Consider the following 20,051-nt stretch of genomic DNA (forward strand, 5'->3'; position numbering starts at 1 on the left):
AATTGTTTTAGACCGCATTCATCGCTGGGGGATCTCCCACCAGCGATGTTTGCAAAGTCATTTTGTAGTTCAACCACACCGCCCGATTTTCTGGCTCAGAGCTGACCGGTTTGTGGGAGGAGGTCAACACCGCCCGATTTTCTGGCTCAGAGCTGACCGGTTTGTGGGAGGAGGTCACTAGATCTCTTCATAGCAATTCTCAAGCGGGTCAAAAGAGGGTAACTTTATTAAAGCTTATCTTTAAAGGAAGGTCATGGAGCCCTTAGCGAATCTCAAAGTTATAGAAATGGGGCAATTAATTGCTGGGCCATTTGCAGCCAAGACCTTGGCTGACTTTGGTGCTGATGTGATCAAAATTGAGCCCCCAAAAGTAGGGGATGCTTTACGAAAGTGGCGCCTGTTAAAAGATGGCACCTCTGTCTGGTGGCAAGTGCAGTCGCGCAATAAGCGTTCACTTTCACTCGATCTGAAGCAACCCGAGGCCCAGGATATTGTTAAAAAATTAATTTGCGAGGCGGATATCCTGATTGAAAATTTCCGTCCAGGCACCTTAGAGGTTTGGGGACTCGACCCAGAAAAATTAATTGAACTCAATCCCAAGCTCATCGTTTTGAGGATTAGTGGCTATGGTCAAACAGGACCTTATCGAGATAAGCCAGGATTTGGCGTAGTTGCCGAGGCTATGGGTGGCCTGCGCCACCTCACCGCAGAGCCAGGCAGAGTGCCTGTGCGCGTTGGTGTCAGTATCGGCGATACCTTAGCTTCATTACATGGCGTGATTGGTATTTTATTGGCGCTGCAAGAGCGTCATCAAAGTGGCAAAGGTCAAGTGATTGACATCGCGCTCTATGAGGCAGTATTTAACTGTATGGAAAGCCTTCTTCCGGAGTACAGCGCATTCGGAGAGGTCAGGCAGGCTGGGGGCAGCGCCTTGCCAGGCATTGCGCCTAGTAATGCATATCTCTGTGCCGATGGTGGTTATGTTTTGGTGGCTGGTAATGGAGACAGTATTTTCAGGCGCTTAATGGGAATGATCGGTCGTGATGATTTGGCCAAGGATCCAGCGCTCGAGAATAATGATGGAAGGGTGGCTCGTGTTGCGGAGTTAGATCAAGCGATAGGCGCATGGGCCAAGACGATGACAACAGATCAGGCATTGCAGTTATTGGATTCTGTTGCGGTGCCGGCTGGGAAGATATATACCGTTGCCGATATTGCAAACGATCCGCACTACAAGGCGCGGGGCAATATTCAGACGATACAGATGCAAGATGGTAGCAAGTTAGACGTACCCGGGATTATTCCTAAGTTATCCCGCACACCTGGATCCATCAAAACCTTAGCTCCCAATATTGGCGAGAATACTGATGAAATTCTTCGAAGTATTGGATTAACAGAGACTCAGCTAGCTTCTTTAAAAGAGCGTGGCGTTGCTTTTACTAAATAATCAATTCAATTAATGACATGGTCGAATAATATGACTCGAATATATTTCAATGACGTTGTGACTAGGGATGGCTTTCAGATTGAGCCTAGCTTTATTCCCACGGATGACAAGGTCAAACTAGTAGATGAATTAAGTCAATGCGGCTTTGCCAAAATTGAGGTGACTTCTTTCACATCGCCAAAAGCCATTCCGATGTTGCGTGATGCAGAAGAGGTCATGGGCAGAATTAAACGTGTGCCAGGTGTTGAGTACACAGTCTTGGTACCCAATTTACGCGGAGCGGAACGCGCTTTTGAATCTCGCGCAGATGAATTCAATCTAGTCATGTCGACCTCAGAGACCCATAACCTGGCTAACTTGCGCATGAGCCGAGAAAAAAGCTTTGCTGGTTTGGCTGAAGTTATTCGTTATGTGGATGGCAGAACACCAATCAATGTTTCCTTATCAACTGCTTTTGGTTGCCCTATGGAGGGTGACGTACCGCAAAGTGTAGTGGAGGGATTTGTTCGGCGCTTCGCAGATTTGGGCGTACGCGGTGTCACTATTTGTGACACAACTGGAATGGCCAATCCCGCACAGGTTGCCATGATGGCAAATGAGCTACAGAAAAATTTTGCTAACTTACAACTGACATTTCATTTCCACAATACCCGAGGAATGGGTCTAGCGAATGTGCTTGCAGCAGTGCAGTCTGGGATTGTGCGCTTTGATGGCTCGCTAGGTGGTCTTGGTGGTTGTCCGTACGCACCGGGTGCTAGCGGTAATATCTCGAGTGAAGATGCTATCCATATGCTTGATGCGATGGGGTATGACACTGGTATTGATATCCCGCGTTTAATTGGGTTAGCACGAGAGTTGCCGTTGATTGTGGGACATCCTGTACCGGGGCAGGTAGCTCAGGCTGGCAGTACTTGCGATTTGCATCCTGCCCCTGCTTATGTGGCAGAGTTGCGTTAATTCTTTTGATTTCATTTTGAGGGATAGTCTCATGGGTAAATACTTTTCAACTTTGCATATTCTGACTTTAGCGTTGCTGGCGCAAACACCGTTTGTTGCCCATAGCCAAGACTCGGGTAAGTATCCAAACAAGCCGATTACGTTCATCGCATCTTCTGCGCCAGGTGGCACGACGGATTTCACGGCTAGAGTGCTTGCTCAATCTCTTGGTACCGCATTGGGGCAAACCATTGTGGTCGAGAATAAAGCCGGTGCCTCCGGTGCCATTGCGGCGGCAGCCGTAAAGAAGGCCGACCCAGATGGCTATACCTTACTCGTTCAGTACTCTGGCTATCACGTCATAACCCCTCTGGTAAGTAAGAATCCACTGCCTTGGGAGTTGAAGGATTTTCAGCCTGTAGCGAATGTGATTTCGGCGCCACAAATTGTCGTAGTCCGTGCTGACTTGCCATTCAAAACAATGAATGATCTTATTGCGTATGCAAAGGCAAACCCAGGGAAGTTAAATTACGCCTCTTCTGGTAATGGCTCCTTACAACATGTCACGGGCGCAATGCTAGAACAACAAGCAGGCATCAAAATGACCCACGTTCCATATAAAGGAACCGGCCCTGCATTGGCAGATTTATTAGGTGGTCAAGTGGACCTTACATTCGGCACGCCTCCACCATTTATTCCGCATATTCAGACTGGTAAATTACGTGCTCTGGCTACAACGGGTAAGAAGCGTTTACAAAGTTTGCCTGATGTGCCAACTGCTGCTGAAGCAGGTTTACCTAAGTTAGATGCCACATCATGGTTTGCCGTGTTTGCGCCGATCAATACTCCAGCCCCTATCGTTAATCAATTGACTACCGAGATTGCCAAGGTTATGGCTACGCCAGCATTTAAGCAGAAGGCAATTGAAATGGGTGCCGAGGCAACTTATATGAATCCCAAACAATTAGATGAATTCATTAAAGGTGAGAACACCAGATGGACTGCGGTTGTGAAAGCCGCAAAAATTGAAGCTGATTAATATCGGAATGCCATCGAAATGATTGATCATTTAGACCACTTAGTGCTGACTACTGCAAATGAAGGGGCCTGCGTTGACTTTTATACGCGTGTCTTGGGAATGAAGTTGGAAAGCTTTATCGGTGGCACGCCGCCAGTAGAGCGAAAGGCTTTTAAGTTCGGCAATCAAAAGATTAACTTGCATATTAAAGGCAAGGAATTTGAGCCTAAAGCAAATATCCCTACACCCGGTTCTCTCGATTTGTGTTTTATTGCTGATAGGCCATTAGAGCAAGTGATTGCGAAGCTTGATGAAATGGATTGGCCGATAGTAGAGGGGCCAATCATTCGAACTGGGGCTACCGCAAAGATCAACTCAGTTTATGTCAGAGATCCAGATCAAAATCTCATTGAAATTAGCGAATTAATTTAAGTTCTATCTTATGAACCATGATGTTTTTCTAAAAATGTTGAGTCAGGATGGTTTTCCTGAGCCAGTATTGGTGATTCAGGAGAGGAACGGCTTTCTAGATCAACATACCCACCCCTTTGAGGTGAAAGCCCTAGTCACGCACGGTCAAATCGACATTGTGATAGATGGCACCAAGAGCACTTATGTGGCTGGTGATGTATTTCATTTAACGCATAGTCAAGAGCATGCTGAAAGCTATGGCGATAATGGCGTGCAGTATCTAGCCAGCAGGAAGGCGTGATCTTTTTTAAAAGTTAATCAGGTTTTTTTGGAATAACTTTAAAGGCAAATTTAGTAAGCTCACACCAAAATAGACTCATCAATCCTGAAATGAGTATTAGTAGTACACCTGCGGTATCGATCATAGAAAAATCAAATCTCTCTCTTAAAAATGGAATGAAGAGAAGTGCCATAAATGAAAAGATGGCTATTCCAATAATCCATTTTTGAGAAGGATTTGACCTTTTTAAAATATTGAGAATATGCTCATGCCTTGAGCGACTAACAATAATAAGTAATAAGTTACCCAATACAAGGCTGCCAAATGAAATGGTAGTGGCAAAGTTCTGAGAATATTCGAGATGTAGCAGGCTAAGGTAAAGACCTGTCACTATGACCATTAATCCAAATCCTTGAATAATCGCCATCGAGACATTGCTCGCCGAAAAGATTTTTTGGTTTAGATCCCGGGGTGGCCTTAGCATGATGTTGTGTTCTGGGGGCTCCATTTCAAAGACGATGGCACAGGTTGGGTCAATAATCATTTCCAAAAATAAAATATGGATTGGTGACAGCATCGGAGGCGCACCAAAAAGTAGGGGAATAAATACCGCACCCGCAATTGGTATGTGTACAGCAATGACATAGATAATTGCCTTGTGGAGGTTGTCGTATATTTGACGACCCTGCCTAATGGCATTCACAATCGATGAAAAATCATCATTGAGTAATACTAGCGAGGAGGCTTCACGGGCTACATCAGTTCCTCTTTGACCCATTGCAATCCCGACGTGAGCAGCCTTAAGCGCCGGCGCATCATTGATTCCATCGCCAGTCATTGCAACTATTTCTTTGTTAGCCTGTAAGGCCTGAACTAATTTTAATTTCTGCTCCGGTTTAATTCTCACAAAAACAGAAGTAACACTGACTGCCTTAGTGAGTTGATCACTATTCATGCCATCGATATCTTTGCCAGATAGATGGCGCTCTGCGTTTATGCCAGCTTGTTTGGCAATAGCTTGAGCGGTAACAGCATGATCTCCCGTAATCATGATGACTCGAATGCCGGCATCTTGGCATTGCTTCACTGCTGCAGGAACCTCTGGGCGCAATGGATCTTTGAGGCCAACCAATCCTAACCATTCATAGTGAAAGCTTTTAATGTTATCTGGCCATAGGGCAGATTCTTTGCGGTAGCTAGCTTTGGCAACGCCTAGTAAGCGCATTCCTTCTGATGCCATCGTAGCGATCTGCTTTTCAATATCCAGAGTTTGAGAGTCATTTAATCGGCATAGGGGCATGACTGCTTCTGGTGATCCTTTGATTGCAACTAGATGATCCTCAGAGTTTTCTGGGGAACTCCAAAGATGTGCCATTGCTGGAAACTCAGGATCTAAGGGGTATTCATGTGCAAGATGAAAATTCTGGAAATTGTCAGCATGATTCTTGCGGTGTAAAGACAGGCCCTCATGAAAGGCTTTTTCCATTGGATCGAAGGGCTCGGTTTCACTCGCAAGCACGGCATAAGTTAATAGCTCGAATTGATCTGAGGATAAATTTTTTGAGTTATTCGCAAGGTTGAGGATTTCAGATTGTGTTGCTAAGCCTTGTAGGCTCATCTTATTGACCGTGAGAGTGCCGGTCTTATCAACGCACAGGGTGTTGATGCTACCTAAAGTTTCAATGACGGGTGCGTGTCTGGTAAGAACTTGCTGGCGAGATATGCGCCAAACTCCTAATGCCATAAAAACAGTCAAAATCACCGTAAACTCTTCTGGCAAAAGAGCCATTGTTAAGCTGATACCAGAGAGTGCTCCTTGAAGCCAATCTTGGTAGGCAATTCCGTAAATTAAAAAAACAATGAATGAAAGCGCAAGTCCATAGACTGCAAATCGCTTAATCAAAATGGCAATATCTTGTTGGAGTGGGCTCTCAAGGCCTTCGATTTCTCCAAGGCTTGTCCCAATTTTTCCTAATTCAGTTTTTAATCCGATAGCTTGAACTATCGCTATGCCCGCGCCTCTGATCACTAAGCATCCAGAGTAAATCAACTCATTACTGGATTTATCGACTGGCTCTGACTCGCCGGTGAGCATAGATTCGTCTACCAAAAAGTCATGGCATTCGATTAATACAGCATCGGCTGGAATACGACTGCCTTCCTCAAGGACTAGTAAATCCCCGAGCGCCACTTCTTTGCCGGCGATGCGTTGTTTGATGCCATCTCGAATCACCAGCGCTCTGGGGCTGGATAAGTCTTTGAGAGCATCGATAGCTTTCTCACTCTTACGTTGCTGGTAAAGGGTTATCGCAATTGAGATAGCAATAAATCCCAGGAGAATCAGCGCATCTTCGAGGCTACCAATGATGAGATATATGGCGCCAGCAACTAGCAGTAGGCCAAACATGGGCTCTGTTAATACATTAAATAAAGAGTGTAAAAAAGTATGGCGATCTCCAATTGGCATTTCGTTAAAGCCATGGATTTTTTGCTGCTTTTTTACTTCAGAGCTTGTTAAGCCAGTTCTCTTAATCAAGACAAGGCCTCTTTATTCATTGGGATGTGTATTAATTCTAGTCCGATGTTTGAAGCTTATGTAGATCTAAAGTGCGTCCTTGAGATATCTAAGGGAGTATTTGGGTTTGCCTAAGGAGGGGTTATAGACTGCAGGGCTTTATCATGGGTGATGTCACTTATCCCGCCAATCGGATTCCAGGGTCTTAAAGAGGGCCTTTCTAAATTAAAGGAAAGGTTTGATGGTACTCAAGGTGAACCCTACGTTGTCGAGAGTAAAAAGTTCAAAGCACTCTATTTTGATAGCGACTCTACGCAGAGCCTGATGGATATGCAGGCTCCCATTCGTTTAGTAGTCAGCTATACCGAAACGATGATGGGCTTTTTACTATTTCATGCAAATCCCCAGAGTATTGCCATGATCGGTTTGGGTGGTGGGTCGCTCGCCAAATACTGTCACCATTACTTACCAGGCGCATCTATCTTGGTCTTAGAAAATAACTCTAAAGTAATTGGACTTAAAGGCAAATTTCACGTTCCAGAAAATAGCGCTAAGTTCACGGTACTTGAAGCTGACGGCGCAGCCTATTTGAGGAATGCTGAAGAAAAATTTGATGTGCTGCTTATTGATGGATATACCAAATTGGGGCAAGCACCTCAGCTATGCAGTGAAGATTTTTATGCCAGCTGTTTGGCATGCTTAAACCCAGGCGGTATTTTGGTCATTAACTTCTCTGGTGCGGCAGGGTTAAACCAGGTTTATCAAGAACGCATTGATCGAGTCTTTGATCATCCATCCGTGCTGGTAGTGGAGGACGACCGGATGAATCAAATCCTATTCGCAAGCAATGGCTCGAGCCTCAAAATCCCAGCAGAGGATCTCCTCAGGCGATCTTCGGCCTTGAGTCAGGTCCACGATATTCATCTAGCCAGAACTGCTCAAAACTTTTTAGCCCAGCGAAATTTAGATTCGCGCCAGTAAGCGGTCGGGAATTTGATATGCATCAAGTACACTGTGCTTATTAGGTTCAAAATATTAAAATTATTTGATTATTCTCAATAAAGTGAGTCCCCATGAAGCTTGAATTTGTTGGTCCTGCAGTCATTTTAGAGAACGGCGATGTCTCTTATCCAGCAATGCTTGATGGTAAGCCCCTCAAATGCAGTTTCAGTTACGAGGCCCTGCAGGACTTAGACCTTGATGGCGTTGAGACAAATGCCTTGCAATTATTTAAAAATCATCAATTAAAGCTGCTCTCGATAGCTGAGCAAAAGATATTGAATGGCCATGCTGTAGACGGTGCTGTGCACCTTTTCAGTCATGATCTAGTTTTGGATTAATTATTCCTACCGCATTCGGCAACCCGTTTTTTTAATTAGAAAGAGAAAATATGTCATTTAATCACTCAGTCATTTGGATTGACCATCAAGAAGCTCATGTTATTTATTTCAATCCCACTGCAAGTGAGAGCGAGGTCATTAAGACTCGGTCTACTCATAAAAATGTTCACCACAAAAGCGGTTCTGTAAGTGGTGCGCGTGCTGAACCCGATCAACATTACTTGCATGAAGTCATTCAAGCGGTTATGGAATCTAAAGAGATTTTGATTGTGGGGCCAGGCTCTGCAAAATTGGATTTAATGAAGCATGCTACTAAGCATGATCACGGTATTGCTGAAAAAGTAGTTGGCATTGAGACTGTTGATCATCCAAGTGATGGCCAGTTGCTGGCTTATGCTAAAAAATACTTCGCCAAAGTTGATGCTTTAAAAGGCGATACCGTTATCACTGGTTAATGATGAATCCCCCTGAAAATGGGGGATAATTTCATGATGTTGCTTATCACCGCGTTCATCATCAATGGATCCTTGGCACTTATTGCCATCCTACTTCATTACGAAGCTCTATTTCAGCTAGATAAGCTACTACCTAGATTTGCTCATATTCCACCCCGTTTTAGAGTGCTTGTTGGAGTAGGTGCTATCTTCATGGCACACGTCATCGAGATTTGGCTATTTGCTTTGGGCTACTTCTTTACTCTGCAATTCCCGGTGATGGGTGGCCTTGTTGGCAATCTCTCAGGTCATGGAGTGTTGCTTGATTGTGCCTACCTGTCATTTGTTACCTTCACCACTTTAGGTTATGGGGAAATTGTGGCGCAAGGCTACCTTCGCTATTTGACAGGAGTAGAAGCGCTGACAGGCTTCATCCTGATTACTTGGTCTGCTTCGTTTCTGTTTATTGAAATGCAGAAATACTGGACTGTGTATAAGTCTAATCAAACTACATAGTCGAAATGCCTAAAAAGAACTCGCTGAAAGAAAAACTACGGACGATAGTCTTTGAGGCGAATACTCCTTTAGGTCTTCATTTTGACCAAGTGTTGATCTTTGCCATACTCCTTTCCTTATTAGTGGTGGTGCTAGATAGTATTGAATCAGTATCTAAGAATTTCCATACAGAACTTTCTTTTTTTGAGTGGTTTTTTACGGCTTTATTCACGGCGGAATATCTCGTCAGAATCTATTGCGCTCCCAATCGCATTAAATACGTAATCAGTTTTTTTGGCATCATCGATCTTATTGCGGTGCTGCCGACCTATTTGGCTTTGATGTTCCCAGAGTTCCACGCCTTAATTGACGTTAGAACTTTGCGCCTGATTCGCATTTTCCGAATTTTTAAGCTGACTCAATATATGTCTGAGTATCAGCATTTGGCAGATGCAATGGCAGCTAGTAGAAGAAAAATTTTGGTCTTTCTATCCGTTGTTCTCATGGTGGTCATGGTGATGGGAACATTGATGTATGTGGTTGAGGGTCCAGCGCATGGATTCACCAGCATTCCCGTTGCCATTTACTGGGCCATTACAACCATGACTACAGTGGGTTTTGGGGATATTACGCCGCAAACGGATTTAGGTAAGCTGATTGCTTCAGTCATGATGCTAATGGGTTGGGGAACTTTAGCAGTTCCCACTGGAATCGTCACCGCGGAGATGTCTTATGCGAGAAGACCTCGTCGAGTTGATGGTGATCGCGCTTGCTTAACTTGTATGCGCGACGGATATCACTTTAAAGATCGCTACTGCTCCTCTTGTGGCTCTCCATTGCCGCCACCGGACTAGATTCTTAAAACTCTTTGGCCAGTCGTACAGCTAGTAGTCTGGTCTGCACGGAGCCATTTTTAATTTCCATGTCTCGACCATATTGCAAAGTAAATCTGCCAATAGGCGTATGTGCTTGCCCGCTCAATAAAAATCTTTGGGTATTAACTACATCGTTTCGATAGGTGTTGTTTATTGAGGTTGCACCACCCGCTACGTAAAAATAGGATGCGCCTACTGTAAAAATTTGATTGATACGATAGATCGGCCCAAGCTGCGTTGTGGTGAGCGGTTTCTGGCTTAGGGTGCTATTGGTAGGAAGTCTACAAGCTGCCGCGCACTGACTATTGCCACCAAACCACATTGTGTCAACTGCAATCATGCCGTCTAGATCTGAAGTAATAGGCATCTGAAAGCCAACTTGCAAGTCTGTGCGAAAACGGTTCTCACCCAGGTTAAGAGTTTGCTGACTTGAGTAGCCCCCTGTGGGGGCGATTAAATAACCCGCTATTGCAAAGTAGGTTCTTGTATCTCTATTGGCGTAGGGCCAAATTGCGGTAGCAAAGCTCAAATCACCGATTCCAGTATCGCTGGGTAAATTCGCGATTGAGCCTCCTGGCTTCACGGTTCCATATGGCAGCTGTAAATAGCTTACAGCGGGTAATCCCCCTAAATCGTAGGTTCGGGAGCCACGCAAGTTAGCGCTTTGAGTGTCTATCACTGGGTTTCCAGGCACCGCCGAGCCGTTTCTATATTGTGTCGTGTTTTCAGTATTGATATAACTTAGCGTAAGGTAATTTTTATTCGGGGCTGGAGCAACAATGTCGTTTGGCTGCAAATCAATCGCCCATGCGAGGTAGGGTCCAAAGACCGCGAGCAAGAGGAGATTTTTAATCCGAAGCATAGTTAGAGCATTTTAATGTGGATTTCTATGTATTTTTATGGTTATAAAGTCTATCCATGCTCTATAAGATGGCAATTTCTGACTTACCTGTAGATGTTGAGCATTATTCTGGGTGAAGATGCTCCATCTTTCAAAAATATGCCTAGTCGACTGGAAGTGATCGAAAGTCTGCGGCTGGCGAGGAAATTATTTCGAAGCAAGAGGCTGCTTTGGCAATCTCTAACAAAAAGTAAGTAACTTAGGAAAATTATTGTTGGTATCGAAGTGCAGTTTGAATGGTTTGAAAATGAATGTCTACAGTTGACTGAATTTCTCTCCCGTAGCCTCCCGCCATGCTAAATGCAATCGGGATTTGGTGATCTAAGCCGTACTGAAAAACACATTCGTCTCGCTGGCGCATGCCTACTGTGCTAATGTTTAATTTTCCAAGCCTATCACCTTCATGCGGGTCTGCGCCTGCTAGATAAATAATGAAGTCAGGTTTAAATTTATCGAGGATTTCCAATCCTTGATTCAAGGCTTTTAGGTAATCGCCATCCTCACATCCATTTGGCAGTCCAATATCTAAATCACTCTGTTCTTTTGTGAATGGAAAATTATTTTCACCATGGATTGAGAGGGTAAATATTGAGGAATCATTTTGCAAAATAGATGCCGTGCCATTGCCTTGGTGTACATCTAAATCCACAATGGCCACTTTGAGTTTTGGATGAATTTCCTTTTGTAATACCCTTGCGGCAATTGCCGAATCATTAAACACGCAGAAGCCACTACCCATATTGCGATAGGCGTGATGGGTTCCGCCCGCAAGATTTGCCGCTAAGCCTTCACTTAAGGCGGTTTTGGCAGCTGCGATAGTAGCGCCGGCCGAGCGTCTAGAGCGCTCCACCATGAGTTCACTCCAAGGAAAGCCAATCTCCTGTTGCTCTTTTGGACTCAGGCTTCCTGAAATGACTTTAACGAGATAGCTAGGATCATGCGCATAGAGAATTTGGGTATCAGTGGCAGCTGGCGCTTCAACCAACTCGACCCCATCTAACTGAGTGACGAGGTCACGCAGCTGACTGTACTTTTCCATCGGAAAGCGGTGCCCCGGTGGAAGTGGTAAAACATAGTGGTCGGTATAAAAAGCTTTCAAGGGCTGTCTCACGCATGCGGTATGCACATGAGTCTATTCGTTTTTCTATAGGTAGGTATGTCTCGATCTGAAAAAGCAGGTTTTAAGGGAAACAAAACATTCTTGCCTACCAAGATTTGCCTTGTCTGTGGCAAAGGGATGACCTGGCGCAAGTCTTGGGCTAAAAACTGGGATGAAGTGAAGTATTGCTCTGATGCTTGTCGCTCCAAAAAATCTAATAGCAAGACTGAGGCTTAATCTATGCGGATATTGATTTATTGGTTTCGCAATGATTTACGCTTGGCTGATAACCCGGCTTTTACACGAGCCTGCTTAAATGCAGACCATCTTTTGCCGGTTTATATACATGACTCAAAAGAGCAAGGCACGGTTTATGGATTTGAGCGTCAAGGACCGCATCGAAAGATCTTCTTAAGAGCATCCTTAGATGATTTAAAGGCCCAATTACAGGCGCAGGGCTCAGACTTGTTGGAGTTTTCTGGCAAGCCATCACAAGTATTGCTGCAGTTACTCCAAGACACTGCTGCCAATGCAATCTATTGTGAACAAATCGAAGCACCCGAAGAAATTGAGCAAGTGCGAATTCTGCAAGATCAGGGTGCGGATGTAAAAGAGTTCTGGCAATCCAGTATGTTGGATCCGCAGACCTTTCCATTTGAACTGGAAAAAATGCCTGATGTGTTTACCGCATTTCGTCGCGAGCTTGAGAAAGTGAAACTCAAGTTCGCCCAGCCCATCGATGTGCCCAAGAAAATTCCTTCGCTACCGGCAGCTTTGCCCCCGGCCTCAATATTGCCTTCAAGAACTCAAGCAGTTTCGCACCCCTATTTACTAGGGGGAGCTAGCCATGCGCATGCTCACCTGAAGCAATATCTAGAGCGTCGTTTACCAGATAGTTACAAGGTGACTCGTAACCAACTCATTGGCATGGATTACTCCAGTAAGTTTTCAGCATGGCTTGCTTTGGGTTGTATTTCAGCACGCGATATTGCTGCACAACTGAATGAGTATGAGAATTGTCATGGTGCCAATGATGGTACTTATTGGCTTTGGTTTGAATTGCTGTGGCGAGACTACTTCCGCTTCATTCACTTTAAGTATGGTCAGAAGCTATATCGCGCCAGCGGTTTAACTGGCATCCCCGTCAGTCCGTCGTACGTATTTAGCTTTGAGCAATGGCGTACCGGTAATACCGGCACGGAACTGGTGGATGCGGGTATGCGCGAATTACATCAAAGTGGTTATCTCTCCAATCGCATGCGTCAGATTGTGGCAAGTTACTGGATATACGACATGAAGGGCGACTGGCGCGCTGGTGCAGCCTGGTTTGAATCCCAGTTAATAGACTATGACGTTTATAGCAATCAGGGTAACTGGCTGTATATCGCTGGACGTGGAACAGACCCTAGGGGAGGCAGGCCATTTAATATTGCCAAGCAAACTCAAGACCACGATCCAAAAGAAATCTATCGCAAGCTTTGGCTCTCCCCCGAGTAAGTTTTTACAGTTTTTCTACTTCCGCATATTGCTCTAGCACTTCTAGCGAGACTTTCTCCAAAGCTTTGATGTGGGTGCTTTCTAGCTTAATCATTGGCGCACAGTTGGCTTCTAGGGCTTCGATCCAGCGATTAAGACATAGGCACCATTGATCACCTGCAATCAGCCCTGGAAACTGGTACTCCGGTCTTGGGGTAATCAGATCGTTGCCACGCTTTAGGCTAAATTGCAAAAAGTCATTGCTGACGATTGCGCAAACCAAATGACTCCCAGTATCTTGTTCATTGGTTTTGCAGCAACCATCCCTAAAAAATCCCGTTAAAGGATCAAAGGAGCAGGGGACTAACGGTTGACCTAAAACATTGAGGGGTAATTCAGTTGACATGGTTGCTCTTGTGGAAGTTATGTGTTGGTTGATGAAGTTATGGGCTGGGGTAAAGCTTATGCGATACAGCTTGGCCAGAGGAATTGACCTTAACTAAGATCATGTCGCCTGAATTGAGAACCTTGCCCGTGAAAGATTCGATATTGACATGATGGGTCACCATCATGATTGGTGCTTTTGGATATTTCATTCGCTCAGCCTGAATGAGTTTTGCTAAATCTTCAGTCTGCTTTTTAGATTGACTCATATCGTCAAAGAAAGAACCGAGTGCCGCTTCCTTGGCGACTGCTCCCTTATTGAGAAGGGTTGCGGTATCGAGACAGCGGCACCAAGCACTGCTATAGACCTGCGCCTTGGTAATCCCCTGCTTGCTTAGCCACTCGCCAATGGCTTTAGCTTGTTTCCTGCCACGCTCTCCTAGGTTGCGTTGTGTGGAGCATTGATTTAGTTGATAACCCTGAGGATCGCCATACCCGGGTGCGTCAGCATGGCGCATGAGTAAGACATGTTGGCCATCTTGTATTATGCTAGCTAACTCAGTTTGGGCGAGGGTTATAGTCTGCACCCCGACAAACATAAGCAGTGCAATTAGAAATTGGGAACAATATTTCATAAGGTGTTGTGAATTACCAAGGTAATCTTTCGCCGGAGTAGGTTAGGAAACTTCCTGAATCCTCTTTATTTATTGAGAGAAGAACATTCAACATATCGCCGGCAGCATCCAAAGGAGGTCTGCCAATTTGCTCTCCCTTGAAAGGTTTTGATAGGCGAGAATTGACTGTCCCTGGATGTATTGCTACCAAAGCGGTGTTGGGTTTGGTTCTTGTAAATTCAATCGATGCTGTCTTAATCAACATATTCAATGCTGCCTTAGAAGCGCGGTAGCTGTACCACCCGCCGAGGCGATTATCTTCAATGCTCCCGACCTTGGCGGAGAGTGTTGCCATGACGGAGTTGGCGGGGTCAAGTAACTTGGAAAAGTGCTTGATAGTCAATCCAGGTCCGATGGCATTAATTTGCATCAGCATCTGCAATTGCTCGGCATTGAGATCATCCAGTTTCTTTTCAGGCATCCAATCGGCGGAGTGCAATATGCCGATGGTATTGATAATGAGCTGAAAGGGCGCTTCATTCGAAAGGGCCTGCGCTGCCGCTTCAATGGTGTTGAGATCTTGATAGTCAATCGGATTGGCGGAGTTTCGATGTATGCCTACCGCTTCCATGCATGTAGGATGCTGTTCAAGTAACTCCATGAAGGCAGAGCCGATGGTTCCCGAGGAACCAATGACGAGTGCGCGGAAGGAGCTTGGAATTAATGGCATGAATGGGGTGAATGAATAGGGGTTCAGCCAGTTTATTGAATAAGTCTTAAACTTGCTCGATGACGACGCGACTACCCCAAACGCTTTCAGAAGCGGATCTTTCGAGGTTAATCGAGATGGCCTGGGAAGATCGCACGCCTTTTGATGCTATTGAGGCTACTTTCGGGTATTCGGAGCCCCAAGTGATTGCTTTGATGAGAAAACAGCTTAAACGTAACTCATTTGAATTGTGGCGTAAGAGGGTGACTGGCAGAGCAACTAAGCATGTGGCTCTTCGCAGTAAATTGGTTAACCGCGCTTACTGCGCAACTCAATACAAGCAAAAATAAGCATCATGAAAAAGCTGACTATGTTCTATGACGGTCTTTGCCCTTTATGTCAGGCAGAAATTCAATTTCTCTCTGGGCGTAATCAGGCAGGCTTACTCAGCTTTGTAGATATCAATTCGGATCAATATCTTCCCGATCATGTCGGCGTCTCTTGCGACCAGGCTTTGGCGTCCATGTGTGCACAATATGAGGATGGTGAGCTAATCCAAGGAGTTGAAGTATTTTCAGCGGCCTATAGCAGAGCAAATCTTCCTAGGCTGGCATGGATTTTTTCTAGACCAGCACTCAAACCTTTTTGGAATGTGGGCTATCGATTCTTCGCAAAGCATCGCCATGCGATTTCAGTCTTGTTTGGGCCGCTTGCTTTACGGCTAGTAAATAGAAAAGGGTAAAGGTATGAAGCTCTACCGTGCATTGGTAATTACTTTGGCTCTCGGCGCAATCACTCCAAACAGTTTCGCTAAGGAGCCCCCACATATTAAAAGTATGATGGGTCAAGTCCAATTGCAGGGTTTAGGCAGGCTGAACTTTTGGGGTTTTCATGTTTACGATGCCAATCTATATCGTAGTACTGCTAAGGATTCTCAAGAGTTTGCTCTCGAACTCAAGTATCAAAGATCATTTTCAGGTGAGGCAATCGCTAACCGTACGGCTGAGGAGATGAAAAATTTAGGCGTCTCTGATACTCAAGCAACAGCCTGGGGCAAGGAGTTGGCAAGTATTCTTCCTAATGTGGAGCCTGGCCAGACTATTGCAGCAGTCTATATTCCTAAGCAGGGCACTAGCTTCTTTTATGAAGGCAAGAAGATGTCGCAAATTCAGGGGGCTGATTTTGCCAAAGCCTTTTTTGGTATTTGGCTTGATTCAAAAACGAGCGTCCCAAAACTGAGGGCAGAACTCTTAGGGCAGGGCTGCCCACCACCACTCATTTCAGGAGCATGTTAATGCGCAATATCAATTTCGCCTCAAAGTTGTTGGGTATCTGCTTGATTGCATTCGGTTTATTTGGCTGCTCCTCACCTTCGGTAACGCAGTACGCAAATGAGAAGCCCAATCTCGATCTTAGTGAATACTTCAATGGCACGATAGATGCCTATGGAATCTTTACCGACCGTAGTGGTGAAGTAAAAAAACGATTTACTGTTCTTTTGGTTGCCCAGTGGAAAGTTATTGACGGTAAAAAAGTGGGCACCCTCGATGAAAGCTTTGAATACTCCGATGGCACTAAGCAAAAGCGCATCTGGACTTTGACTGAAACTGCCCCTGGTAAATATATTGGTAGGGCGGATGATGTTGTAGGTGATGCGCTGGGCGAATCAGCGGGTAATGCGCTCAACTGGACTTACACCTTAGCATTGCCGGTAGATGGCACAATTTATCACGTGCAATTCAATGATTGGATGTACCTTGTAACTCCCAAGGTCATGTTGAATAAGGCCAAGATGAGTAAATTTGGTGTTGATCTTGGTGAGGTTACCCTGAGCTTTTACAAGCGCTAAGCCTAGCAATTAGCGAGGATAAATATTTGAAGAAGCTTGTTCTGATTCTGGGTGATCAGCTAGACATTAATAGCCCGGTAATAAAAAAACTCAATCCCAAGACGGATCAGGTCGTCATGATTGAGTCTGCGGATGAGGCCAAGTATGTTTGGTCTCATAAGGCAAAAATTGCTTTGTTTTTATCCGCAATGCGCCACTTTGCTAAGCAGCTAGAAGAGCTTGGTATACCGCTTCAATATATTAAGCAGTCCCCCAAATCGATTGGCGACACGTTACGAGCCGTTATTGAAAAAGATAAATGTACTCATTTAGTTTGTCTTGAGCCTGGGGAATATCGACTCAAGTGTGAGATTGAAGCATTAGCCACTGAATTAAACATTGAATTAGCAATGCAAGAGGATCCACATTTCTATTGCTCCCGTCAGGAATTTTCTAATTGGGTTGCTGGCAAGAAAGAATTGCGTCTGGAGTACTTCTATCGGCTGATGCGTAAGACTCACAATATTTTGGTCGATAAAGAAGGTAATCCTGAAGGTGGCCAGTGGAACTTTGATCGAGACAATCGCAAGCCCTTTCCAAAGAAAGGTCCTGGTTTAATCCCGCCTCCTGAATTATTTGAGCCAGACGCCATCACTAAAACTGTTTTGGCTGAGGTGGAAGAGCGCTACCCGGATCATCCTGGATCATTAGCCCACTTTCAGTGGCCCGTGACTCGCCAGCAAGCGTTGCAAGCCCTAGAGGGATTTGTTGAACATCGTTTGGCAACATTTGGGGTTTATGAAGATGCGATGTGGACGGATACACCTTTTGGTTGGCACTCTCTGTTATCAAGTTCGCTCAATCTGAAGTTGCTCGATCCTAGAGAAGTCATCGATGCTGTTTTACTTGCTTGGAAAAAACATGATCTAGAGTTGGCAACTGTCGAGGGATTTATTCGCCAGATCTTAGGATGGCGAGAATTTGTACGTGGCATGTACTACCTCGACATGCCGCAAATGGCCGAAGATAATTTTTACAAACATCAGAACTCTTTGCCTGCTTGGTATTGGACCGGCGATACCAAGATGAAATGCATGCAGGAGTCTATTGGACAAACGCTGCAGTACGGCTATGCCCATCATATTCAGCGGCTGATGGTTACTGGTAACTTCGCCTTGCTCGCAGAAATTCTGCCCAAAGAAGTGTGTGATTGGTATCTGGCTATTTATGTTGATGCGATTGAGTGGGTAGAGTTGCCCAATACTGCTGGTATGACTTTGTTCGCCAGCGGCGGTCGTTTCACGAGCAAGCCTTATGTTGCGAGCGGCGCTTATATTAAGAGAATGAGCAATTATTGCGGCTCATGCCAATATAAGCCCGATGTCCGATTTGGGGAGAGTGCTTGCCCAATGACTACTCTTTATTGGAACTTCCTCATTAAGCATCGCAAGCAGTTTGAGGCAAGCCCGCGTACCCGTTTAATGACGGCTAATTTATCCCGTATTAGCGATGCAGATCAAGAGTCTATTCAGGGACACGCTAAGACCATTTTGGGTAATCTGAACGCACTGTAAGCGGGGGCGGCAAGTTTCTGGGTTTTGTGTCACACTTTGACCAATTAAATCAATAGCTTAAAGACTGCAATGCGAATAGAAGACACTGATCCAGCACGCCATGCTGGCATTGAATATCCCATGGAGGTGGGTGCACCCGTATTTGCACCAATCAAAGTCTTAGAAGAGAAAGACAAGGCAGTCAATGTTGCGCGCCAAAATGCCAAGCTCGAATACGATCGCATTATGGAGCAGGCAGAAGTGCTAATGAAGCAGGCGCGCGCTCTTCAAGCTAGATTGGACGCAACAGAAATGGTGCACAGCGCTAAATTTGGTTTTAATCCTCTGCATGGCAAAACTTATCACTTGTATTTCGATAGCCGCATTGGTACAAATGTGTTGATCCAAAATGGCCCCGATCAATGGAGTTGCGGTATTCCTGATTCCTGGACCTATGTCATGGCAGTTAAAAAGCTCGGTGATAGTACTTGGGCTATCGTTGAAGATGAAGAGATCTCATCTTCTTCTATTGCGGTAAGATAATTTTTTCTATAAAAATAATAAGGTGACTTGTGACAACTGCTCGAATTGTTAGTCTTTCAGAACTCGGTAATGCCGATGTCATTCAATTGATCGATAAAGAGCTGCCAGCTCCAGGAAAGGGCGAAGTACAGCTTCGTCAAACTGCAATTGGTTTTAACTTTATCGACGTGTATCAGCGCTCTGGTGTATATCCACTTGAATTGCCAACAGGCCTTGGTCACGAGGCGGTTGGTGTGGTCGAGGCACTTGGTGAAGGCGTTACTCGATTCAAGGTGGGCGATCGTGTGATGTATATGAACGCTGGTATTGGTGCTTATGCGAGCGCACGTAATGTGGCCGCGGATAAGCTGGTGTCGGTTCCAGACAACGTGTCTGATGAAGTTGCTGCTGCAGTGTTCTTCAAGGCAATGACTGCGCAATACTTAATTCAAAAGACCTACAAGGTTAAAGCTGGCGAAGTAGTGCTTGTGCATGCTGCCGCTGGCGGTGTTGGTCAAATCTTGGCAGGCTGGGCAAAATCATTGGGTGCTTTTGTAGTAGGAGCCGTCGGCTCTGAAGCTAAGTTTGCTGCAGCAAAGGAAGCGGGATGTGATGCTGTGGTCGATTACTCAAAACCCAATTGGGTTGAGGAAGTCATTAAGGCAACAGGTGGGCGCAAAGCAAACGTGGTTTACGACTCAGTTGCTAAGACCACTTTCTTGGGATCGCTAGATTGTGCTGCACCATTTGGTACGGTCGCTTTGTTTGGTGCCGCTTCTGGCCCAGCCCCAGAAATTCAGCCAGAGATTCTCAATAAGAAGGGCTGCCTCTTCTTAACGAGACCTTCTGTGTTCCCGCACAACGCTACTCCAGAGTTGCTTCAAGAAAATGCTCGCGCAGTATTTGATGCGATTGCCCAGGGTAGGGTAAAAGTGCAAATTGGTGCGAAGTTCACTCTTGAACAAGCTGCTGAGGCACATAAGGCGGCCGAGGGAAGAAAAGTTTCTGGTGCGATTGTGATCACACCTTAATTCAGGTGCTTGAGTTCATAACCAACTAGTATTGTTTGCTTAAAAGCCCCGAGAGATGAACTGACCCACAAAAGTTGGACACCCAATCCAACCAAAAGGGGTCAGCTTCATGAGCAAACACAGTGCGCAGTTCAAGTTAAAAGTAGTTAATGATTATCTAAGAGGTGGAGGCTACCTGAGGGT

At 45.2% G+C, this 20,051-nt stretch carries 25 protein-coding genes; 19 read left to right on the plus strand and 6 right to left on the minus strand.

The window, feature by feature from the left end; all coding sequences use genetic code 11:
- Positions 1 to 253 precede the first annotated feature (253 nt).
- Genes ICN30_RS10835 through ICN30_RS10855 form a run of 5 tightly spaced genes read left to right on the plus strand, consistent with a single transcriptional unit; the run spans position 254 to position 4,113 of the window.
- The gene (locus tag ICN30_RS10835; RefSeq protein ID WP_216275635.1) at positions 254 to 1,447 is read left to right on the plus strand and encodes a CaiB/BaiF CoA-transferase family protein; all 1,194 of its coding nucleotides are present in this window, start codon (positions 254 to 256) and stop codon (positions 1,445 to 1,447) included.
- A 30-nt stretch (positions 1,448 to 1,477) separates the two neighbouring features.
- Positions 1,478 to 2,404, plus strand: coding sequence for a hydroxymethylglutaryl-CoA lyase (locus ICN30_RS10840; RefSeq protein WP_216275637.1), 927 nt, complete (start codon positions 1,478 to 1,480; stop codon positions 2,402 to 2,404).
- 31 nt (positions 2,405 to 2,435) lie between these two features.
- Positions 2,436 to 3,422 (plus strand): tripartite tricarboxylate transporter substrate binding protein, encoded by a 987-nt coding sequence (locus tag ICN30_RS10845; protein ID WP_216275638.1) that lies wholly within the window; start codon positions 2,436 to 2,438, stop codon positions 3,420 to 3,422.
- An 18-nt stretch (positions 3,423 to 3,440) separates the two neighbouring features.
- The gene (locus tag ICN30_RS10850) at positions 3,441 to 3,833 is read left to right on the plus strand and encodes a VOC family protein (RefSeq protein ID WP_216275639.1); all 393 of its coding nucleotides are present in this window, start codon (positions 3,441 to 3,443) and stop codon (positions 3,831 to 3,833) included.
- 10 nt (positions 3,834 to 3,843) lie between these two features.
- Complete coding sequence (locus tag ICN30_RS10855) at positions 3,844 to 4,113, plus strand: cupin (protein ID WP_216275640.1); 270 nt, start codon at positions 3,844 to 3,846, stop codon at positions 4,111 to 4,113.
- A 13-nt stretch (positions 4,114 to 4,126) separates the two neighbouring features.
- Here the strand turns inward: ICN30_RS10855 and ICN30_RS10860 are convergent, their stop codons facing one another.
- Positions 4,127 to 6,628 carry a cation-translocating P-type ATPase gene (locus ICN30_RS10860; RefSeq protein ID WP_255533223.1) on the minus strand — a complete coding sequence of 834 codons (2,502 nt, stop codon included), beginning with the start codon at positions 6,626 to 6,628 and terminating at the stop codon, positions 4,127 to 4,129.
- A gap of 150 nt (positions 6,629 to 6,778) precedes the next feature.
- Here ICN30_RS10860 and ICN30_RS10865 point away from each other — a divergent pair, with 150 nt between their 5' ends.
- The 5 genes from ICN30_RS10865 to ICN30_RS10885 all read left to right on the plus strand — a co-directional run bounded on the left by ICN30_RS10865 (position 6,779) and on the right by ICN30_RS10885 (position 9,730).
- The gene (locus tag ICN30_RS10865; protein WP_216275641.1) at positions 6,779 to 7,588 is read left to right on the plus strand and encodes a hypothetical protein; all 810 of its coding nucleotides are present in this window, start codon (positions 6,779 to 6,781) and stop codon (positions 7,586 to 7,588) included.
- Positions 7,589 to 7,680: 92 nt separating this feature from the next.
- On the plus strand, positions 7,681 to 7,947 hold the full coding sequence (locus ICN30_RS10870; protein WP_216275642.1) for a DUF1488 family protein: 267 nt from the start codon (positions 7,681 to 7,683) through the stop codon (positions 7,945 to 7,947).
- Positions 7,948 to 7,997: 50 nt separating this feature from the next.
- The gene (locus ICN30_RS10875) at positions 7,998 to 8,402 is read left to right on the plus strand and encodes a translational machinery protein (RefSeq protein ID WP_216275643.1); all 405 of its coding nucleotides are present in this window, start codon (positions 7,998 to 8,000) and stop codon (positions 8,400 to 8,402) included.
- A gap of 33 nt (positions 8,403 to 8,435) precedes the next feature.
- Entirely contained in the window at positions 8,436 to 8,897 is a 462-nt protein-coding gene (locus ICN30_RS10880; RefSeq protein ID WP_216275645.1) for an ion channel, read from the plus strand.
- A 5-nt stretch (positions 8,898 to 8,902) separates the two neighbouring features.
- Complete coding sequence (locus tag ICN30_RS10885) at positions 8,903 to 9,730, plus strand: ion transporter (protein WP_216275647.1); 828 nt, start codon at positions 8,903 to 8,905, stop codon at positions 9,728 to 9,730.
- Positions 9,731 to 9,734: 4 nt separating this feature from the next.
- Here the strand turns inward: ICN30_RS10885 and ICN30_RS10890 are convergent, their stop codons facing one another.
- Both ICN30_RS10890 and ICN30_RS10895 read right to left on the minus strand, forming a co-directional pair.
- Entirely contained in the window at positions 9,735 to 10,613 is an 879-nt protein-coding gene (locus tag ICN30_RS10890) for a transporter (protein ID WP_216275649.1), read from the minus strand.
- A gap of 247 nt (positions 10,614 to 10,860) precedes the next feature.
- Positions 10,861 to 11,751, minus strand: a complete 891-nt coding sequence (locus ICN30_RS10895; protein WP_216275674.1) for a histone deacetylase — start codon at positions 11,749 to 11,751, stop codon at positions 10,861 to 10,863.
- Between the two features lie 57 nt (positions 11,752 to 11,808).
- Here ICN30_RS10895 and ICN30_RS10900 point away from each other — a divergent pair, with 57 nt between their 5' ends.
- Complete coding sequence (locus ICN30_RS10900; protein ID WP_216275652.1) at positions 11,809 to 11,988, plus strand: DUF2256 domain-containing protein; 180 nt, start codon at positions 11,809 to 11,811, stop codon at positions 11,986 to 11,988.
- A gap of 3 nt (positions 11,989 to 11,991) precedes the next feature.
- Entirely contained in the window at positions 11,992 to 13,248 is a 1,257-nt protein-coding gene (locus tag ICN30_RS10905) for a DASH family cryptochrome (RefSeq protein ID WP_216275655.1), read from the plus strand.
- Between the two features lie 4 nt (positions 13,249 to 13,252).
- On the opposite strand, the gene ICN30_RS10910 is transcribed toward ICN30_RS10905, so the two are convergent.
- From ICN30_RS10910 to ICN30_RS10920, 3 genes are all read right to left on the minus strand, one after another.
- Positions 13,253 to 13,633, minus strand: coding sequence for a DUF2237 family protein (locus ICN30_RS10910; protein ID WP_216275656.1), 381 nt, complete (start codon positions 13,631 to 13,633; stop codon positions 13,253 to 13,255).
- Between the two features lie 37 nt (positions 13,634 to 13,670).
- The gene (locus tag ICN30_RS10915; protein ID WP_255533224.1) at positions 13,671 to 14,129 is read right to left on the minus strand and encodes a histidine phosphatase family protein; all 459 of its coding nucleotides are present in this window, start codon (positions 14,127 to 14,129) and stop codon (positions 13,671 to 13,673) included.
- 130 nt (positions 14,130 to 14,259) lie between these two features.
- A complete protein-coding gene (locus tag ICN30_RS10920; RefSeq protein ID WP_216275659.1) occupies positions 14,260 to 14,955 on the minus strand; it encodes an SDR family NAD(P)-dependent oxidoreductase in 696 nt (231 codons plus the stop codon).
- Between the two features lie 59 nt (positions 14,956 to 15,014).
- Here ICN30_RS10920 and ICN30_RS10925 point away from each other — a divergent pair, with 59 nt between their 5' ends.
- From ICN30_RS10925 to ICN30_RS10955, 7 genes are all read left to right on the plus strand, one after another.
- Complete coding sequence (locus tag ICN30_RS10925) at positions 15,015 to 15,284, plus strand: TIGR03643 family protein (protein WP_216275662.1); 270 nt, start codon at positions 15,015 to 15,017, stop codon at positions 15,282 to 15,284.
- A 5-nt stretch (positions 15,285 to 15,289) separates the two neighbouring features.
- The gene (locus tag ICN30_RS10930) at positions 15,290 to 15,676 is read left to right on the plus strand and encodes a thiol-disulfide oxidoreductase DCC family protein (RefSeq protein ID WP_216275664.1); all 387 of its coding nucleotides are present in this window, start codon (positions 15,290 to 15,292) and stop codon (positions 15,674 to 15,676) included.
- A 4-nt stretch (positions 15,677 to 15,680) separates the two neighbouring features.
- A complete protein-coding gene (locus tag ICN30_RS10935) occupies positions 15,681 to 16,229 on the plus strand; it encodes a chalcone isomerase family protein (protein WP_216275666.1) in 549 nt (182 codons plus the stop codon).
- The gene (locus ICN30_RS10940) at positions 16,229 to 16,783 is read left to right on the plus strand and encodes a DUF3833 domain-containing protein (RefSeq protein ID WP_216275668.1); all 555 of its coding nucleotides are present in this window, start codon (positions 16,229 to 16,231) and stop codon (positions 16,781 to 16,783) included. The genes ICN30_RS10935 and ICN30_RS10940 overlap by 1 nt, the downstream gene beginning before the upstream one ends.
- Positions 16,784 to 16,809: 26 nt before the next feature.
- Positions 16,810 to 18,336 (plus strand): cryptochrome/photolyase family protein, encoded by a 1,527-nt coding sequence (locus ICN30_RS10945; RefSeq protein ID WP_216863433.1) that lies wholly within the window; start codon positions 16,810 to 16,812, stop codon positions 18,334 to 18,336.
- Positions 18,337 to 18,405: 69 nt separating this feature from the next.
- A complete protein-coding gene (locus ICN30_RS10950) occupies positions 18,406 to 18,858 on the plus strand; it encodes a DUF2452 domain-containing protein (protein WP_216275670.1) in 453 nt (150 codons plus the stop codon).
- Between the two features lie 29 nt (positions 18,859 to 18,887).
- On the plus strand, positions 18,888 to 19,868 hold the full coding sequence (locus tag ICN30_RS10955) for a zinc-binding dehydrogenase (protein WP_216275672.1): 981 nt from the start codon (positions 18,888 to 18,890) through the stop codon (positions 19,866 to 19,868).
- The last annotated feature ends 183 nt before the right edge of the window (positions 19,869 to 20,051 follow it).

This window comes from Polynucleobacter sp. 31A-FELB (assembly GCF_018882405.1).
In the GTDB taxonomy this organism is placed as follows: Bacteria; Pseudomonadota; Gammaproteobacteria; order Burkholderiales; family Burkholderiaceae; genus Polynucleobacter.

Excerpts from the sequence above, each read along its gene's own strand:
- ICN30_RS10835 (WP_216275635.1), top strand. The coding sequence starts at position 254 with ATGGAGCCCTTAGCGAATCTCAAAGTTATAGAAATGGGGCAATTAATT.
- ICN30_RS10840 (WP_216275637.1), top strand. The coding sequence starts at position 1,478 with ATGACTCGAATATATTTCAATGACGTTGTGACTAGGGATGGCTTTCAG.
- ICN30_RS10845 (WP_216275638.1), top strand. The coding sequence starts at position 2,436 with ATGGGTAAATACTTTTCAACTTTGCATATTCTGACTTTAGCGTTGCTG.
- ICN30_RS10850 (WP_216275639.1), top strand. The coding sequence starts at position 3,441 with ATGATTGATCATTTAGACCACTTAGTGCTGACTACTGCAAATGAAGGG.
- ICN30_RS10855 (WP_216275640.1), top strand. The coding sequence starts at position 3,844 with ATGAACCATGATGTTTTTCTAAAAATGTTGAGTCAGGATGGTTTTCCT.
- ICN30_RS10865 (WP_216275641.1), top strand. The coding sequence starts at position 6,779 with ATGTCACTTATCCCGCCAATCGGATTCCAGGGTCTTAAAGAGGGCCTT.
- ICN30_RS10870 (WP_216275642.1), top strand. The coding sequence starts at position 7,681 with ATGAAGCTTGAATTTGTTGGTCCTGCAGTCATTTTAGAGAACGGCGAT.
- ICN30_RS10875 (WP_216275643.1), top strand. The coding sequence starts at position 7,998 with ATGTCATTTAATCACTCAGTCATTTGGATTGACCATCAAGAAGCTCAT.
- ICN30_RS10880 (WP_216275645.1), top strand. The coding sequence starts at position 8,436 with ATGATGTTGCTTATCACCGCGTTCATCATCAATGGATCCTTGGCACTT.
- ICN30_RS10885 (WP_216275647.1), top strand. The coding sequence starts at position 8,903 with ATGCCTAAAAAGAACTCGCTGAAAGAAAAACTACGGACGATAGTCTTT.
- ICN30_RS10890 (WP_216275649.1), bottom strand. The coding sequence starts at position 10,613 with ATGCTTCGGATTAAAAATCTCCTCTTGCTCGCGGTCTTTGGACCCTAC.
- ICN30_RS10900 (WP_216275652.1), top strand. The coding sequence starts at position 11,809 with ATGTCTCGATCTGAAAAAGCAGGTTTTAAGGGAAACAAAACATTCTTG.
- ICN30_RS10905 (WP_216275655.1), top strand. The coding sequence starts at position 11,992 with ATGCGGATATTGATTTATTGGTTTCGCAATGATTTACGCTTGGCTGAT.
- ICN30_RS10910 (WP_216275656.1), bottom strand. The coding sequence starts at position 13,633 with ATGTCAACTGAATTACCCCTCAATGTTTTAGGTCAACCGTTAGTCCCC.
- ICN30_RS10915 (WP_255533224.1), bottom strand. The coding sequence starts at position 14,129 with ATGCGCCATGCTGACGCACCCGGGTATGGCGATCCTCAGGGTTATCAA.
- ICN30_RS10920 (WP_216275659.1), bottom strand. The coding sequence starts at position 14,955 with ATGCCATTAATTCCAAGCTCCTTCCGCGCACTCGTCATTGGTTCCTCG.
- ICN30_RS10925 (WP_216275662.1), top strand. The coding sequence starts at position 15,015 with ATGACGACGCGACTACCCCAAACGCTTTCAGAAGCGGATCTTTCGAGG.
- ICN30_RS10930 (WP_216275664.1), top strand. The coding sequence starts at position 15,290 with ATGAAAAAGCTGACTATGTTCTATGACGGTCTTTGCCCTTTATGTCAG.
- ICN30_RS10935 (WP_216275666.1), top strand. The coding sequence starts at position 15,681 with ATGAAGCTCTACCGTGCATTGGTAATTACTTTGGCTCTCGGCGCAATC.
- ICN30_RS10940 (WP_216275668.1), top strand. The coding sequence starts at position 16,229 with ATGCGCAATATCAATTTCGCCTCAAAGTTGTTGGGTATCTGCTTGATT.
- ICN30_RS10950 (WP_216275670.1), top strand. The coding sequence starts at position 18,406 with ATGCGAATAGAAGACACTGATCCAGCACGCCATGCTGGCATTGAATAT.